General features: G+C 32.0%; 18 protein-coding genes. 7 read left to right on the forward strand and 11 right to left on the reverse strand.

What is annotated here, in order from left to right; translation table 11 throughout:
* Nucleotides 1-6 precede the first annotated feature (6 nt).
* Nucleotides 7-666 carry a tRNA (adenosine(37)-N6)-threonylcarbamoyltransferase complex dimerization subunit type 1 TsaB gene (gene tsaB, locus ABWO08_RS00685; RefSeq protein ID WP_353082985.1) on the forward strand — a complete coding sequence of 220 codons (660 nt, stop codon included), beginning with the start codon at nt 7-9 and terminating at the stop codon, nt 664-666.
* Here tsaB and ABWO08_RS00690 read toward each other — a convergent pair whose 3' ends face one another.
* The 11 genes from ABWO08_RS00690 to ABWO08_RS00740 form a co-directional block, all read right to left on the reverse strand.
* The gene (locus ABWO08_RS00690) at nt 667-1,491 is read right to left on the reverse strand and encodes a mechanosensitive ion channel family protein (protein ID WP_353082986.1); all 825 of its coding nucleotides are present in this window, start codon (nt 1,489-1,491) and stop codon (nt 667-669) included.
* A gap of 94 nt (nt 1,492-1,585) precedes the next feature.
* Entirely contained in the window at nt 1,586-1,948 is a 363-nt protein-coding gene (locus ABWO08_RS00695) for a nuclear transport factor 2 family protein (RefSeq protein ID WP_353082988.1), read from the reverse strand.
* A gap of 26 nt (nt 1,949-1,974) precedes the next feature.
* The gene (locus ABWO08_RS00700; protein ID WP_353082990.1) at nt 1,975-2,838 is read right to left on the reverse strand and encodes a pseudouridine synthase; all 864 of its coding nucleotides are present in this window, start codon (nt 2,836-2,838) and stop codon (nt 1,975-1,977) included.
* 68 nt (nt 2,839-2,906) lie between these two features.
* Entirely contained in the window at nt 2,907-3,686 is a 780-nt protein-coding gene (gene murI, locus ABWO08_RS00705) for a glutamate racemase (RefSeq protein ID WP_353082992.1), read from the reverse strand.
* A gap of 67 nt (nt 3,687-3,753) precedes the next feature.
* A complete protein-coding gene (locus ABWO08_RS00710; protein ID WP_353082994.1) occupies nt 3,754-4,251 on the reverse strand; it encodes an OmpH/Skp family outer membrane protein in 498 nt (165 codons plus the stop codon).
* A 29-nt stretch (nt 4,252-4,280) separates the two neighbouring features.
* The gene (locus ABWO08_RS00715) at nt 4,281-5,276 is read right to left on the reverse strand and encodes an OmpH/Skp family outer membrane protein (RefSeq protein WP_353082996.1); all 996 of its coding nucleotides are present in this window, start codon (nt 5,274-5,276) and stop codon (nt 4,281-4,283) included.
* A gap of 36 nt (nt 5,277-5,312) precedes the next feature.
* Entirely contained in the window at nt 5,313-8,075 is a 2,763-nt protein-coding gene (bamA, locus tag ABWO08_RS00720; protein ID WP_353082998.1) for an outer membrane protein assembly factor BamA, read from the reverse strand.
* Nucleotides 8,008-8,748: an undecaprenyl pyrophosphate synthase gene (uppS, locus tag ABWO08_RS00725; protein ID WP_353083000.1), complete on the reverse strand. Its 741-nt coding sequence runs from the start codon at nt 8,746-8,748 to the stop codon at nt 8,008-8,010. The genes bamA and uppS overlap by 68 nt, the downstream gene beginning before the upstream one ends.
* Nucleotides 8,749-8,752: 4 nt before the next feature.
* A complete protein-coding gene (gene porG / locus ABWO08_RS00730; RefSeq protein WP_353083002.1) occupies nt 8,753-9,433 on the reverse strand; it encodes a type IX secretion system protein PorG in 681 nt (226 codons plus the stop codon).
* Nucleotides 9,434-9,599: 166 nt separating this feature from the next.
* Nucleotides 9,600-10,484, reverse strand: coding sequence for an NAD kinase (locus tag ABWO08_RS00735; protein WP_353083004.1), 885 nt, complete (start codon nt 10,482-10,484; stop codon nt 9,600-9,602).
* A gap of 22 nt (nt 10,485-10,506) precedes the next feature.
* Nucleotides 10,507-11,166: a CBS domain-containing protein gene (locus tag ABWO08_RS00740; protein ID WP_353083006.1), complete on the reverse strand. Its 660-nt coding sequence runs from the start codon at nt 11,164-11,166 to the stop codon at nt 10,507-10,509.
* Nucleotides 11,167-11,277: 111 nt separating this feature from the next.
* On the opposite strand from ABWO08_RS00740, the gene ABWO08_RS00745 reads away from it, so the two are divergent.
* The 6 genes from ABWO08_RS00745 (at nt 11,278) to clpX (ending at nt 16,796) form a co-directional block, all read left to right on the forward strand.
* On the forward strand, nt 11,278-11,991 hold the full coding sequence (locus ABWO08_RS00745) for a pyridoxine 5'-phosphate synthase (protein ID WP_353083008.1): 714 nt from the start codon (nt 11,278-11,280) through the stop codon (nt 11,989-11,991).
* Between the two features lie 4 nt (nt 11,992-11,995).
* The gene (locus ABWO08_RS00750; protein WP_353083010.1) at nt 11,996-12,757 is read left to right on the forward strand and encodes an alpha/beta fold hydrolase; all 762 of its coding nucleotides are present in this window, start codon (nt 11,996-11,998) and stop codon (nt 12,755-12,757) included.
* Between the two features lie 10 nt (nt 12,758-12,767).
* Nucleotides 12,768-13,115: a phage holin family protein gene (locus tag ABWO08_RS00755; RefSeq protein WP_353083012.1), complete on the forward strand. Its 348-nt coding sequence runs from the start codon at nt 12,768-12,770 to the stop codon at nt 13,113-13,115.
* Between the two features lie 82 nt (nt 13,116-13,197).
* Nucleotides 13,198-14,523, forward strand: a complete 1,326-nt coding sequence (locus tag ABWO08_RS00760) for a trigger factor (protein ID WP_353083014.1) — start codon at nt 13,198-13,200, stop codon at nt 14,521-14,523.
* A 282-nt stretch (nt 14,524-14,805) separates the two neighbouring features.
* The gene (gene clpP, locus ABWO08_RS00765; RefSeq protein ID WP_353083016.1) at nt 14,806-15,477 is read left to right on the forward strand and encodes an ATP-dependent Clp endopeptidase proteolytic subunit ClpP; all 672 of its coding nucleotides are present in this window, start codon (nt 14,806-14,808) and stop codon (nt 15,475-15,477) included.
* An 86-nt stretch (nt 15,478-15,563) separates the two neighbouring features.
* On the forward strand, nt 15,564-16,796 hold the full coding sequence (gene clpX / locus ABWO08_RS00770; protein WP_353083017.1) for an ATP-dependent Clp protease ATP-binding subunit ClpX: 1,233 nt from the start codon (nt 15,564-15,566) through the stop codon (nt 16,794-16,796).
* The last annotated feature ends 6 nt before the right edge of the window (nt 16,797-16,802 follow it).

A 16,802-nucleotide genomic window follows, 5' to 3' on the forward strand; every position in this document is an offset into this window, starting at 1 on the left:
TTAACGATGCATTATATTCTTAATATTGAAACGGCTACTAAAAACTGTTCGGTTTCTATTGCTGCAAATGGTAAAACATTAGTTTGTAAAGAAATATCGGAACTTGGGTATTCCCATGCCGAAAAATTGCATTTATTTATTCAGGATGTAATTCAGGAAGCTGCAATTTCATTTTCACAATTAAGCGCAATTGCTGTTAGTCAAGGTCCTGGCTCATATACCGGTTTGCGAATAGGTGTTTCTGCAGCAAAAGGATTGAGTTATGCCTTGCAAATTCCATTAATTTCGGTTGATACTTTATTAGCGTTAGCACATGAAGTTTCAGAGAATGATGGATTGATAATCCCGATGATTGATGCTCGTAGAATGGAAGTTTACAGCGCTATTTTTGATTCAAATAAGCAAAAAATAAGAGAAGTTCAAGCTGAAATTATCTCAGAAGAAAGTTTTGCTGCAATTTCTGATAAGATTTACTTTATTGGAGATAGTAATGAAAAAGTAAAATCGGTGTTGACAAAATCTAATTTTGTTTTTTTGGATGCTATTCAATATCCTTCTGCTAAAGAAATGAGTACTATTTCCTATCAAAAATATTTAGAAAAAGACTTTGAAGATGTGGCTTATTTCGAGCCCTACTATTTGAAAGACTTTTTATTTGCTAAATAATTACTTAGAAAGTTCTCTACTGAATGGCATAGTTGCAATTCCTTTTTCTTCAAAAGCAGACTTGCAGTTTTCTAAAATATCAGAAGAAACCACTCCAAAATCTTCGTTTTTTATCCAAGGTCTAATTGCCAAATGAATAGCAGAATCGGTTAAATCTTTGACTAAAACTATTGGTTCAGGAGATTTTAATATTTTATCATGATTCTGTATAACCTGCAAAACAGTTTCTTTAGCTAATTTAATATCGGTATCATAAGAAAGTGAAAACACTAAATCCAATCTTCGTATTCCAGAAATCGAATAATTGGTAATTATTCCGTTTGATAAGTTGGCGTTTGGTATAAAAATAGTTTGGTTGTTTGCAGTTAGTAATTTGGTTACAAAAATTTGTATTTCGGTAACTGTGCCAATTACTCCTTGCGCTTCAATTGTGTCGCCAACTCTAAATGGCTTGAATAAAATAATTAACATTCCACCAGCAAAATTTGAAAGAGAACCTTGTAAAGACAATCCAACTGCCAAACCGGCAGCTCCAAGAATTGCTACAAAAGAAGAAGTTTCGATTCCTAATTTGGATATGAAAGTTACAAATAGCAACACGCGTAACACCCAAATTAATATATCGGCTAAGAATTTAGATAACGTAGGATCTAAATTTCTTTTTATCATTATTTTCTTTGCCAATCTATTAATAAATCGAATAGCATATAATCCAACAATTAAGATTACTAAAGCAGAAATTAATTTAGGTGAATATTCTAAAAGCGCTTTCATAAAACCTTCCGAATAATTTTTAACGGTATTAATGTAAATTAGTTTTCCCATAGTAAAATGCCACAAGTTTACGTTTGACTTCTATTTTGTAAAGATAGTTATTTTGTAAAATTATTTAAATAAATCAACTTTTGCTGAATTAGTATTATCCATGGTAAACCCGTGACGTAACAATAAGCCCTTCTTTAATTTCCAATACTTCGGCTACCAACATGTTTTCTTCTTGGTCAACAATTCTTATGTATTCCATAAAAACTCTATCCGAATTTGCGGTTAATGAAGTTACTTTGTAATGCAATGAAGGCAATCTCTCAAAAGCATCTCTCCACCATTCTCTTAATGCCTCTTTTCCGGTGACTAGACCGTTAGTTTCAGGATGTCTAATCTTTAATTTTGGGCTATAATGTTTGGCTTCATCATCATATAACGAAATTAATTTCTCTAAATTATGTGAATTAAATGCTTCAAACCAAGCATGTGCGATAGATAAGTTTTTTTGTATTACCATATTCAAAAAACCACGCTTTAGCGTGGTTACATATTTTTGATATTAATTATTTCTTGTTCTGTAAGTGCTCTCCAATTTCCTCTTGGTAGATTTTTCTTTGTTAATCCAGCAAATGCTACGCGGTCAACTTTAATTACCGTGTATTTGAAATTCTCAAAAATAGCTCTCACCACTTTTACATTAGGCGTACGTAATTTTATACCAATTTCATTTTTAGCTTCATTTTCAATGTAACTAATTTCGTCTACATATAGTCGATGGCCGTCTAAGGTTACACCTGATTGTATTTTTTCTAAATCTTCAAATTTTAAATTTTTATCTAAAGTAACTTGGTAAATTTTAGCAGATTTTTGATTTGGTAAACTAAATTTTCTAATGATATCGGTATCATTTGTAAATAATAATAAACCAGTTGTGTTTTTGTCCATTCTTCCAATTGGAGAAAGTGAAGCAATTGAAGCTCCTTTTATTAATTCAGAAACATTTCTATGTTCAACTTCTTCTGCCGATGTCGTGAAGTTTTTAGGTTTATTTAATAAAATGTATTCTTTTTTTTCTGGTGTTAAAACGGCTCCATCAAAATTTACCACATCGCCAGGCTTAACTTTGTACCCCATTTCTGTTACGGCTACACCATTTACTTTTACATTCCCCGATTGAATATATATATCTGCATCTCTTCTTGAGCAAGCTCCAGAATTGGCAATGTATTTATTTAATCGGATTTCGTCAGATTTTATTGGTTTTGGAATATTTGGGGAATCTTTTTTAACGACCGGCTTTCTGTTTTGAGCTCTTTTTGGCATTGCAGGCTTTGAACTTGAAGCCGATTTTTTTCTATCAGAGTTCGGTTTACTTGAGCTTGGTCGTTTTTTATTGGAATTATTCATGCTGAATTATTTTTGCAAAGATACTCTTTTTGAGCGTAACTATTAGTAATAATGTATGGCAGAATACTCTAGAAATCTTGAGCAATAATGGGGTATTTGTTTTCCAATATTTCTTTAAGTACTTCCGGATTTGTATTTGTGTAAAACAAGTTTTTGCTTAGATGAGTATTTTCATTCATGCCAACCACTTCTTCAAGAACTTTTTTTGTTTGTCTTGCAACAGCTTCACCAGAATCTATAATAGTAATTTTTTTTGGAATAATTTTTTTAATTTGTGGAATTAAATAGGGGTAATGGCTGCATCCAAGTACCAAGTAATCTATATTGGCTTGAACCATTGGATTAAGATATTTTAGTAATAATTCATGCATTTCTGCAGAATCTATTTTACCTCCTTCAATTAATTCTACCAATCCAAATCCTATTTGTTCAATAATTTGGATGTCTTGATATTGCTCTACATTTTTATAAAACAATTCACTATTAAGAGTTCCTTTAGTAGCAAGTATGCCAATTTTTTGTGTTTTTGAATGTAATGCTGCTGGCTTAATTGCTGGCTCAATCCCAATAAAAGGGACATTGTATTTAGCTCGTAATTCCTTAATTGCGTTGGTAGTTGCGGTGTTGCAGGCAACTACAATTAGTTTGCAATTTTGATCTAAAAGAAATTCGGTATTCTTACAGCTAAGTTCAATAATTTCTTCTTTTGATTTTTGTCCGTAAGGTGCGTTTTTACTATCCGCAAGATAAATTGTATCTTCTGAAGGAAGTAATTGGTGAATTTCCTTCCAAATAGAAGTGCCGCCAATTCCTGAATCAAAAAGTCCTATTGGATTTTTATTTATCATAAAACAAATGTAAAAAAAAACTGCTCAAATAATTCGAGCAGTTTTGGTTTTTTGTGTTGTTAAGATATTAAAATCCTAAATCTTTTTTAATGTCAGCAGTTAAATCTGGACCATCAGCTAATAAAAGATCTGATGCATTAATTACATATTGATAACCTTTTAGTTTACCAACTTTTTGAATTGAAGCTTTTACTTTATCTGTAATAGGTTTCATTAAGTCAGATTCTTTCTTTTGTAAATCTTTTTGAGCAGTTTCTTGATAATCACTAATTCTTTTAGCCATATCTTGAACCTCTTGTTGGCGCGTTTGATTAACAGCATCAGTTACAGTGCTCGCTTCTGTATCGTATTTTTTTAATTTACCTTGGTATTCTTCAACCATTGTTTTATACTCTGCAGTATACGTATCACTTAATTTTTTTAATTGATTTTGAGCGTCTAATACCGCTGGCATTTTTGACATTAATTCATTTACATCTACATGAGCAGTTTTAGCTTGTGCGTTAACGGTTTGAAATCCAACTAAAGCTATTGCAGCTATCATAAGGGTTTTAATTTTTTTCATCATTTTTTGTTTTATTATTGTTTTATTTATTAGGGTTTTTTGTTTTTTGCTTCTTCTTTTGCTTTTTTGACTGCTTCTCTATCAGCAATTATTTTTAATCTTCTTTCTTCAGCGACTTTTTTTCTTTCTTCAAGTGCTTTTTGTCTTTCTTCTAATGTTTTTTTCTTCGCTTCTTCTGCAGCAGCTTTTTTATCTGCTACCTCTGTATTTACTGGTTTAGAGTTTTCTTTTGGATCGTCTGCTGAATTCTTAGCAGAAACTGTGCCATTTCTTTTAGCTGCAGCTTCTTCTTGTTGTTGTTTTCTTTTAGCTTCTGCAGCAGCTCTCTTTTCTTCTGCAGCTATTTTTTTATCTTCAACCATTTTTAAACGAGCCGCTTTTCTTTCCTCGGCAAGTCTTTGTTTTTCTGACATTTCAGGGTTATCATCCAACAAATCTTGTTTTCTTTGATTTTCTTCTTCAAGTTTTTGTTGCTTTTTAGTCATTTGTTCCCTTTTTTCCGATCGGGTTAATGCTTGAATCACGCGTTCGCTAAGATCATGTTTATTTGCTGCAAATAGCATAGTCAAATTTGACGATTTGTCAAAAATGTAGTCATATTTTCTAGCTTCTGCTAAATCCTGAACAGCATTAAATACTTGATCTTGAATTGGTTTTATAAGCATTGCTTTTTGAACAATTAATTCTCCATTTGGACCAAACTTTTTTTGTTGATACTCGGACATTTCATTTTCTTGAAATGCAATTTCTGCTTCTCTTTCTTCAATTAATTCCTTAGTCAATAAAACTTTTTCAGTTTTTAAAGCTTCTTTAAGTTTAGCAATATCGCTTTTCTTTGCTTCAATTTCTTGTTTCCATTTCTCAGCTTTTTGCTCTAATTGGTTTTTTGCTTCGGCATAACTTGAAGTTTTTTCAAGTATGTATTCCATATCAATATAACCAATTTTAATTCCTCTAGATTGCGCATTTACATTACTATTAAATAATAATGTTGCGAAGAGAAATGCTGTTATATATTTTTTCATAATGGTTATATTATTAATCTTTATTAGGCAAATATACTAAAATTGTTGACCAATAATAAAATGTGTTTGCCATCCACTTTTTTCACTGGTACCAGGAATTGGATCAAATCCATGAGCAAAATCTATTCCTAATAATCCAAATGCTGGCATAAAAATTCTAATTCCAAATCCAGCAGATCTCTGAAATATAAACGGATTATATTCTTGAAAATTGTCAAAGGCTGTTCCGCCCTCAAGAAATGTTAATCCATATATAGAGGCTGCAGCTTTTAATGTTAGTGGATACCTTAGTTCTAATGAAAACTTGTTGTAAATTGAACCGCCTGCAGCAGAAGATAAGGATTGATTAGGATAACCTCTTAATTGAATTACTTCTCTTCCATCTAAGGCAAAATTTGCTAATCCATCACCGCCAACAAAAAATCGTTCGAAAGGAACTATTCCTCTATCTGAATTAAAGGCTCCAAGGTACCCAAATTCTGCTAGCGATCTTAATACTAGAGCATTTTGATCACTGCCAAATAATTTACTATACCAATCAAATTTAGCTTTTATTTTATAAAATTCTAACCAATCAAATCTTTTTTGATCTACTTTTCCTTGATTCACATCGGCTTCTTGGTAATTATCGGTTCGAACAATTCCGGTTACTGTTTGTCCTTGAGGGTTAACTACTGTAGCTGTTTTTATATAATCACCATTATTAATATAAACTCCATCCGCTCCAAAGTTTTGATCAGCAATTGAAGAAGATTCATATGTTTTTTTGTACTCAGCTAAATTTTTTAAATTAGCATAGTCTATATTATTAAAATAAGAATATGGTAATGAAAATTTAGTAGAAATACTAAATTCTGAACCTTTTGTAGGGAAAATAGGATTTACCCCTTTACTATTTCTTGTCAATCCTATATTGAATGCAAAGTTTTTAGACGATCCATTTCCAAATGTGAATAAACCGGTATTGTAATTATTTAAATCATAGTGTTGGAAACTTATACCTGTTGACAATACAAAATAATCATCTGGTATAGTAAGTCTTTTTGCGATACCAACATTAATAGAAGTAATGTTGAAACTTTTGTTTTTATCAATACTATTAAATGAACCGGAGAAAAGATATTGTATACTTTGAGAAATAGAGGTTGAAAAACTAACCGGTTTTTTTCCTCCAAACCATGGTTCAGAGAATGATAAGCTATAGGTTCTAAAAAAAGTACTTGCCTGTAATCTCAATGAAACTTTTTGTCCATCACCCATAGGAAGCGGATGGTATGCTTCTTTTTTAAAGATGTTACGCATTGAAAAGTTATTGAAAGACAATCCTAAAGTTCCTATGAAACCGCCACCGCCATAACCACCTTGGAGTTCAATTTGGCTAGATCCTTTTTCTACCAAGTTGTATTCAATATCTACTGTACCAGCTGTTGGATCTACATTTTTAAATTTTGGATCAATTGCCTCAGGATCAAAGAAACCTAGTTGTCCAATTTCTCGAATTGTACGAACTAAATCATCTTTACTATATTTTTCACCTGGTTTTGTTCTTAATTCTCTATAGATTACTTTATCGTTGGTTTTATCGTTTCCAACTACCGATATTTTGTTAAAATAAGCAATAGGTCCCTCAGTAACTCTAATTTCAAAGTCGATAGAATCATTTACAGTTTTAACTTCAACAGGGTTAATAGTAGAAAATAAGTAACCATTATTTTGATAAAGATTTGTAATGTCCTCTCCGTCAGGTTTAGTTTTATCTGCAATTCTTTTTTCAAGCAGCACTCCGTTATATGAATCTCCTTTTTTAATTCCAAGAATACTACCTAAAAGTTGATCTGAATAAACAGAATTTCCTAAAAATTTAATATTACCAAAGTAATATTTTTGACCCTCTTCTACTTTAATATTAATTCCTAGTTTGTTTCTTTTTTTGTCTAACCAAACTGAGTCAGAAACAACTCTAGCATCTCTATACCCTTTTTCTTTGTATGTTTCAACTAATTTTACTAAATCTTCTTCGAATTTATTTTTAATAAATTTTGACGCTTTAAAAACCCTTATTGGGTTAACTTGTTTGGTATTCTTTAATGCTTTACGAAGTTTTTTATCTGAGAACTTTTCATTCCCTTCAAAGGAAATTTGTCGAATTTTAAGTTTATTTCCTTTGTCAATATTAATTAACATATTTACTCCATTATCTGTAGTATCGGCAATGGTTCTTATAGAAACTTTTGTATTGAAAAAACCGTCTTTTTTGTATTTATTTTCTAAATAATTTTTGGTAGTAGTTAATAAATTTTCGTTTACTATCTTTCCTTTAGTTAAAGAATTTTCTTTAATTAATTCTTCGACTTTATTTTTCTTAACTCCAACAAATTTAACTTCTTTTAATTTAGGGATTTCAGTTATTTCTAAATCTAAATAGATACTGTCTTCTTTAACTTCATTTATATAAAAATCTATGGCGCTAAAAAGTCCAAGTTTTCCTAATTTTTTTATTGCGTTACTAACCTCTTCTCCTGGTACTGTTATGTTTTGTCCTTTTTCAAGACCAGCAAAAGTAACTACAGTTTGTTCGTTATAGCTTATTTTTCCGATAACATTAACATTGGCTAAAATATATTTCTTACCTTGATCAAATGTGACATTATTTTGGGCAAATGATGTAGAAACAACTCCTAATAATATAAGCGTTATGTAATAGTAGGTATAGTTTTTAAGCACTTTAATTTTATTTAATTTGTTCGCTAGTTTTTCCAAATCTTCGTTCTCTTTTTTGATAGCTGATAATTGCTTCATATAAATTTTCTTCTGTAAAATCGGGCCATAATACCTCGGTAAAAAATAATTCTGAATAGGCTATTTGCCATAATAAAAAATTACTTATTCTGTGCTCACCACTAGTTCTAATTAATAAATCAACATCAGGTAAATTGCGCGTGTAAAGATGCTGATTAATAATTGATTCATTAATAGCTTCAACCGAAATTATATTATTTTTAACTTTATCACTAATAATTTTAACAACATTTAATAGTTCCTCACGAGACCCATAACTTAAAGCTAAGGTTAGTGTCATTCTAGAGTTGTTTTTTGTTTTTTCAATAACCTCATCAAGTTCTTTTAAAATAGGTGAGGGTAATTTTGATAAATTTCCAATTGAATTCAATCGGATATTATTTTTTTGTAATGTTTTTAATTCTTTTTTTAGAGAATGAACTAATAATTTCATTAGCGTATCCACTTCTAGTTTTGGTCTACTCCAATTTTCAGTAGAAAAAGCATATAATGTTAAATTTCCAATTCCTAACTTAGCACATGCTTCAACAGTTTTTTTTACAGATTTAGTTCCATTTTCGTGTCCTAATGAACGCAACAAGCCCTTTTGTTTAGCCCAACGACCATTTCCATCCATGATAATTGCAAGATGGTTAGGCAGTTTTTCGGTATTTATTGATTCTATTAAACTCATTTTGTTAATATGAACAGTAGCAGGGCTTTTCTCCAAAAGTATAAGTTAGTGTAATGCCACTTACTACATACCAATCTCTACTATTTAAGTTCCCAAATTTTAAGGACGCTAAATTAGCGTTTTTCGGATTACTTCCGTCTAAATTATCTGTATATGTATACCTGCTTCCAACTTCTAATCCTAAAATTAATGCCGGTGTAATATTTGATTTAATTCCTATTATCATTGGGATTGTAAATGCTCGTCCATCACTGTCTTTTTTTCTTATTCCATTTACAAAATACAGCTCTTCATACATGGTATAACTTAAACCTGAATAGATGTAAGGAGTTACCTTTACTCCAAATTCATGAAGATTAAAATCAAAAAAATTAAACTCTAATCCAGCCGATATTTCAGAAATGTTATTTTCAAAATTATAGCCTCTTTTATATCTACCAGGTACTTTTGAATCTAAATCATTTCCAGCAATTTTAGTTTGTATGTATGATATTCTCCAAGCATGCCTTGGGCTTTTGTTCCATTTATACAAAATTCCATAAGCCGGTTGATTTGGCGCAATAAAATCTGTATTGCCAACATCTCCTATATAATTGCTACCCCCCAACAAAAAACCAACTTCATGAATTTGAGCACTTAATTTTGTTATTCCTAAAATAAAAATATAAAAAATAAATTTTTTCATTAATCGAAAAATAGCGTGCAAATATAACAATTAAAGCAACTAATAAGGCATCATATTAGTATTAAAAACAAATTATATTTAACAACATTAGAGTTTTCTTTGCATTTCTTTTGCAAACGAATAGTTATCAAACGAAAAATAAGGGTTTGTAGTATGAATAAGAGTATTAATTTCGCTTATCTTCTCCCCATAAAAGTTTATTTCGTAAGGTTTTTAGGAAGGTTTCTTCTGGAATCTCAACCATGTTAATTTGAAATGGAGTTTTGCTAATTGTAAGAACAGCATTTTTATCTAAAGTTGCAATTCTAGAATCCAATGAAACTAAATATTGATCTTCTCTTCCAGAAACTTGCAAAGTGATTTTGGTGTCATCAGAAATTACCAAAGGTCTTGCATTTAGATTATGTGGAGCGATTGGAGTAATTACCAAAACTTTTACATCGGGAGTTAAAACGGGTCCGCCACAGCTTAAGGAATAACCTGTTGATCCTGTTGGCGTTGATACAATTAATCCATCTGCCCAATACGAATTTAAATGTTCGTCATTTAATGCAGTATCAATGGTAATCATTGAAGTGGTATCTTTTCTGCTCACACTAATTTCGTTCATGGCAAAATTAAGTTCCGAAATTTGCTTGTTTTCTGGATGGCACTCCAAGCTCAGTAATGTTCTTTTAGAAATAGTATATTTTTTTTCTAACACTAATTGAAGAAATGCCTCAATATTTCCTTTTTGGACTTTGGCTAAAAATCCCAATCTACCAGCATTGATACCGATAATTGGAACACCAGAATTTCTTACATAGGTTGCAGCTCTTAATATAGTTCCGTCGCCACCAATACTTACCATAATATCAAAACTGCTGTCTATGCACTCGAAACTATTAAAGGTTTTATATTCTTTTTGAACAATATTTTCTTCATACAATATTTTCAAAAAAGTATCTTCAATAACCAATTCTACATTATTGGCGTTAAAAAAAACAAAAATGTCTTTAATAATTGGACGCGTGTCGTTTTGATAATATTGACCAAAAATGGCTACTTTCATTTTCTAAAGTTTTGCTACTTAATTAAATATTTAAGTATTTATCTAAATATTCAGATCGTTCTTTCAAACTATTAATATAATTGTCTTCGTGATGTTCTGATAAGATATCATAATTATATCTTCTAAAAGTTTGGATGATATCATTCATTGGGCCCAATGCAATTTTAATTGTAACCTGGACTTTATCTGCGGAAGCATCCGAAATAAATAGCCCCAACAACTTTCCGTTATTGCTTTCTACAATTTGTGTAATTTGACCAATAGAATAATCTACAGCATTTTTTTCTACTACAATTATTGCACCATGGTTTTTTAAAAACGGCGTTTCATATAAGAATTTTACTACATCTTCCAATTCATAATAACCCAAATAGGAGTTGTCTTCATCCAAAACCGGAACGATGTTACAATGGTTTTTCGCAAAAACTTCCAATACATCCAGCCAATTCATATTGGTTCGGGCAAAAAAGCCTTCCAAAGTATATTTGTAATCGCTTACTTTTTTGTCAAAATCAAAAGTCTCTACATCATCTGCAGCTATGCATCCAATATAAACACCTTCTTTTAGTACCGAAAAATGCGAAAAGGCAACTTCGTCAAAAAACGATTGCACATCAGCAATAGTTTCTTGGCTATCAATAGCTTTGAAGTCGTTTGAAATGTATTCGGAAATTTCGGTCATAATTGGTGTTCAATATTCGTTGCAAAATAATCAAATTTTTGAACATAAAACCTTATTTTAACTTTGTATTTTTGTAACCACAATTTCTAAAATGAAATACAAAAAGAACCAATGACAAAATTAAGTGTAAACATCAATAAAATTGCCACTTTGCGTAATGCACGTGGAGGCAATGTGCCCGATTTACTTCAAGTTGCAAAAGATATTCAAAAATTTGGAGCGCACGGAATTACCATTCATCCGCGTCCAGACGAAAGACATATTCGTTATCAAGATGCACGCGATTTAAAAACGATTGTATATACTGAATATAATATTGAAGGAAATCCGCAGCATAATTTTATCGATTTGGTTTTAGAATGCAAGCCAACACAAGTTACTTTGGTTCCTGATGACATAGGAGCCATAACATCTTCTGCAGGTTGGGATACGATAAAAAATCAAACTTATTTGACGGAAGTTATTGCTGAGTTTCAACGTAACGGAATACGAACTTCTATTTTTGTAGATCCTATTTTAGAAATGATTGAAGGAGCAAAAGCTACGGGAACCGATCGAATTGAATTGTATACCGAAGAATTTGCACACCAATATGGTTTAGGGAATAAAAAAGGAATTGAATCGTATGCTAAAGCTGCTGTTTTCGCTAATGAATTGGGATTAGGAATAAATGCCGGACACGATTTGAGTTTGGATAATATTCAATTTTTCAAAGAAAATATTCCCGGTTTACTAGAAGTTTCTATTGGGCATGCCCTAATTTCGGAAGCACTTTATTTGGGATTGGATAATGTAGTAAACATGTATTTGCAAAAATTAAAATAACAAAATGTTATATTCAAGAATAGAAGGTCAAGGCAAACCCTTGTTAATCATCCACGGATTTTTGGGTATGTCCGATAATTGGAAATCTTTCGGATCGCTTTATGCTGCCGAAGGTATTCAAGTACATATTTTAGATTTAAGAAATCACGGAAAAAGTTTTCATTCAGATAATTTTTCTTACGAAATCATGGCGCAAGATGTTCTAGAATATTGCCAAGAAAATGATTTAGACAAGGTTTCAATCATAGGACATTCTATGGGAGGCAAAGTAGCGATGTTGTTTGCAACTACCTATCCAGAACGCGTAGAAAAATTAATTGTGGCTGATATTGGTCCGAAATACTATGCGCCTCACCACCAAGAAATTCTAGCTGGATTGAACGCTGTAGATTTTTCTGAAAAACCAGACCGAGCTCAGGTTGAAGAAACACTTTATCCATACATTCCTGATTTTGGAACCCGTCAATTTTTGATGAAAAACTTGTATTGGAAAGAACCTGGTCAATTGGCTTACCGTTTTAACTTAGCTGTTTTTAATGCTAAAATTGAAGTAATTGGAACTGCATTGCCAGCAAGCGCCTACTTTGAAAATCCAACTCTATTTATTCGCGGTGGAAATTCAAATTACATTTTAGATTCCGATTTACCCGAAATAAAAAAACATTTTCCTAATTTTGAATTAGCAACCATTCCAAATGTAGGTCATTGGCTGCATGCCGAAAACCCAAAAATGTTTTTTGAGGAAACGGCTAAATTTTTAAAATAAACTATATCCTATGAATTTACTTTTTAGAATTCTTGTAACCTCAATTTTGGTTTTAATCATTTCTTATTTTTTCCCAAGTATTGCACACGTTGCCGGAGTAAAATCGGCAATAATTGTAGCAATAGTTTTAGGATTGTTGAATGTTTTTGTAAAACCAATATTTGTATTTTTTACTTTTCCAATAACTGTATTTTCACTCGGCCTTTTTTTATTAATTATAAATGCTGGTATGATTGCATTGTGCGCAAATCTTGTTGACGGCTTTGTGGTAAAGGGCTTTTTTGGAGCGCTTTTATTCAGCATCATACTTTCATTATCCCAGTCGGTTGTGTATAAACTTGCTGGAGAAAACAAATAAAAATCAGCATAATAAAAACTTGGTTGGGTTGCAAAAATGTTATAATTTTGCAACCCAATTTTATTATATAAAAATTATCAAGATGGATATTAAAAGAGTTGCAATAGATGCAGTAAATGAAGTAATTGTACTTACCGTTCCACACATGGATTACAAAGGTCAAGTAGCAAAAAGAATTAATGAAAAAATGCCGTTGGCAACTGTAAAAGGGTTCCGTAAAGGAGCAGTGCCAAAAGCATTAGTAGAAAAACAATACGGTGCTGCAATAAAAGTTGAAGAAGTAAACAAAGTGGTAAACCTAGCTTTGGAGCGCTTTTTGCAATCAGAAAGAATAAACCTTCTTGGTTCTCCACTACCTAAAGTGAATGAAAATTTTAATTGGAATGAGGAGGAGTTAACTTTTGAATTTGAAATTGGAATTGCTCCAGAATTCGAAATCAATTTAGATGCAAAAAATAACATCGTAAAATATGAAATTGTTGCAGACGACGCAATGCTAGATGCGCAAGTAGCAAGAATTCAAAAACAATACGGAAAAATAATCTCTCAAACAGTTGTTGATAAAGGGAATGATGTTTCAGGAGTATTTGTAAACGAAGCAGAAGGAATTAACAACCGAACTACAATTGACCTTGAAGAATTAGCGGATGCAAAATTAGCAAAGTCTTTTATTGGTAAAAAAGTAGGTGATGTAATCACAATGAAAACCAACGGGTTATTTCATGATGCACACAAACTAATGGATTATTTAAATGTGTCGCATGATGTGGTACACGATTTAGATGTAAAAGTTACGTTTACTATTGATGAAGTTGTGTCACACGAACCAGCAGAATTAAACCAAGAGTTATTTGATAAACTTTTCGGACCTGGAGTAGTAACCTCAGTGGAAGAAGTTAAAGCAAAAATCAAGGAAGATGCCGAAAAACATTTTGCTACACAATCAGAGCAAAAATTAATGGCAGATGTTCAAGATTTCTTAATTGAAAACACCAAATTTGACTTGCCAAAAGAATTCCTTGTAAGATGGTTGCAAACTGTAGGTGAGAAAAAATTATCTGCAGAAGAAGCAGAGGTTGAATACAACCGTTCTGAAAAAGGATTGCGTTTTAAATTAATCGAAGGAAAAGCATTGGCACAAAGTAACACTCAAATCACTTTTGAAGACTTAAAAGCATTTACTGCAAATGCAATCCGTCAGCAAATGGCACAATACGGTCAAATGAATCCAACCGATGAAGAGGTTGAAGGAATTGTAGCGCGTGTACTTTCAAATCAAGAGGAGGTTAAAAAACTTTCAGAGCAAGTGGTAGCAGAAAAAATGTTGCAACTTTTCAAAGAAAAAGCCAATCCTAAAGCCAAAAAAGTTACATATGAGCAATTTGTTGCAGCAATGTACAACGAATAAATCCAAAATTATAGTATATTTGAGCGTCAAAGTCAATATGATTTTGACGCTTTTTTTTAGAAGCTATTCCAGCTATTCGTTGCAATCTTTTTTAGAAAAACTAAAAAAGGATTTCCTCTGCTATCTGGGCTAGAACTCTAAAGGAAATAAACTAAATATCTAAGCAACAGTTTGTCACATAAAATAAAAGGTACGACCTTTGCATAGATTAAAAATAATATCGGTTTTTAGTTCAATAACTTTAAACTTTAATCATATAAACCTTTTAAACTAAAATTTAAAATGAATTACGGAAAAGAATTTAGAAAATTTGCGACCAAGCACCAAGGTGTGAACGCAATGTATTATGATAAAATTGTTGGCGCTATGAACCCAACAAATATGACTCCTTATATTATTGAAGAGCGTCATTTAAACGTATCTCAATTGGATGTTTTTTCTCGTTTAATGATGGATAGAATTATCTTTCTTGGTACCGGAATAGACGATCAAATTGCTAATATCGTACAAGCGCAATTGTTGTTTTTAGAAAGTGTTGACGCTTCTAAAGATATTCAAATTTATCTAAACTCTCCAGGCGGAAGCGTATATGCAGGTTTAGGAATTTATGACACCATGCAATACATCAAACCCGATGTAGCTACAATTTGTACCGGTATGGCAGCTTCAATGGGAGCAGTATTGTTGTGTGCAGGAGCTGCAGGAAAGCGTTCGGCATTACCACATTCAAGAGTGATGATTCACCAACCATCAGGTGGAGCACAAGGAGTTGCTACCGATATGGAAATCAACTTACGCGAGATGCTTAAACTAAAAGACGAATTGTATAAAATAATTTCACATCATTCTGGGCAAACATTTGATAAAGTACACGCCGATTCAGAACGCGATTATTGGATGATTGCCGACGAAGCAAAAGAATACGGAATGATTGATGAGGTTTTAAGAAGATAAAATAATGTAACTAAGGTCCTAAGTTACTAAGGCCCTAAGAAAAAACCTTAGAACCTCAGAAACTTAAACCTTAGAACCTATAAATAATGGCAAAAGAAAAATTAGAATGTTCCTTCTGCGGAAGAAAAAAACCAGAAACCAATTTATTGATAGCTGGTATTGATGCTCACATTTGTGATAAATGTATTGAGCAGGCGCACGGTATTATTTTGGAAGAATTAAAAAGCAATTCAAATTCAAAAACCCCTAGTGATTTAATTTTGCGTAAGCCAAAAGAAATCCGTGCCTTTTTGGATGAATATGTTATTGGGCAAGACCAAACCAAAAAAGTAATGGCGGTAGCGGTTTACAACCACTACAAACGATTAATGCAACAGCAACACCACGAAGATGTAGAAATTGAAAAATCAAACATTATTATGGTAGGACAAACCGGAACCGGAAAAACATTAGTAGCTAAAACTATTGCTCGAATGCTAGACGTCCCTTTGGCAATTGTAGATGCAACGGTATTAACCGAGGCAGGATATGTAGGAGAAGATGTAGAAAGTATCTTAACTCGTTTACTTCAGGCTGCCGATTATGATGTGTCTAAAGCCGAACGCGGAATTGTTTTTATTGATGAAATTGATAAAATTGCTCGTAAAAGCGACAATCCATCTATAACGCGTGATGTTTCTGGAGAAGGGGTGCAACAAGCTTTATTGAAATTACTAGAAGGAACTGTTGTGAATGTGCCACCAAAAGGAGGTAGAAAACATCCAGATCAAAAATTTGTTGAGGTAAACACGCAAAATATTCTTTTCATTGCAGGAGGTGCTTTTGACGGAATTGAACGAATCATTTCTAAGCGATTAAATAGAACTGCAGTTGGTTATGCAACATCAAAAAATACAGACAATATAGATAAAGACAATTTGTTGCAATACATCATTCCAAAAGACATCAAAGATTTTGGATTAATTCCCGAAATCATAGGGCGTTTGCCGGTATTAACTCACATGGATCCTTTAGATAAAGCTACTTTGCGTTCTATTTTAACCGAGCCAAAAAATGCTTTAATCAAGCAATATGAAAAGCTTTTTGCTATGGATGAGGTACAGTTTTCAATGTCAAATGAAGCTTTAGATTATATTGTAGATAAAGCTTTAGAATATAAATTGGGCGCCCGTGGATTGCGTTCACTTTGTGAAGCTATCCTTACCGATGCCATGTATGAATTGCCAAGTTCTGAGGAGAAAACTCTAGAAATTGATAAAGAATATGCTGAGCATGCACTGAATAAAAATTTATTGAAACGATTGGAGTTAGCCTCTTAATTATTC

The organism is Flavobacterium sp. (assembly GCF_040383245.1).
GTDB lineage: Bacteria > Bacteroidota > Bacteroidia > Flavobacteriales > Flavobacteriaceae > Flavobacterium.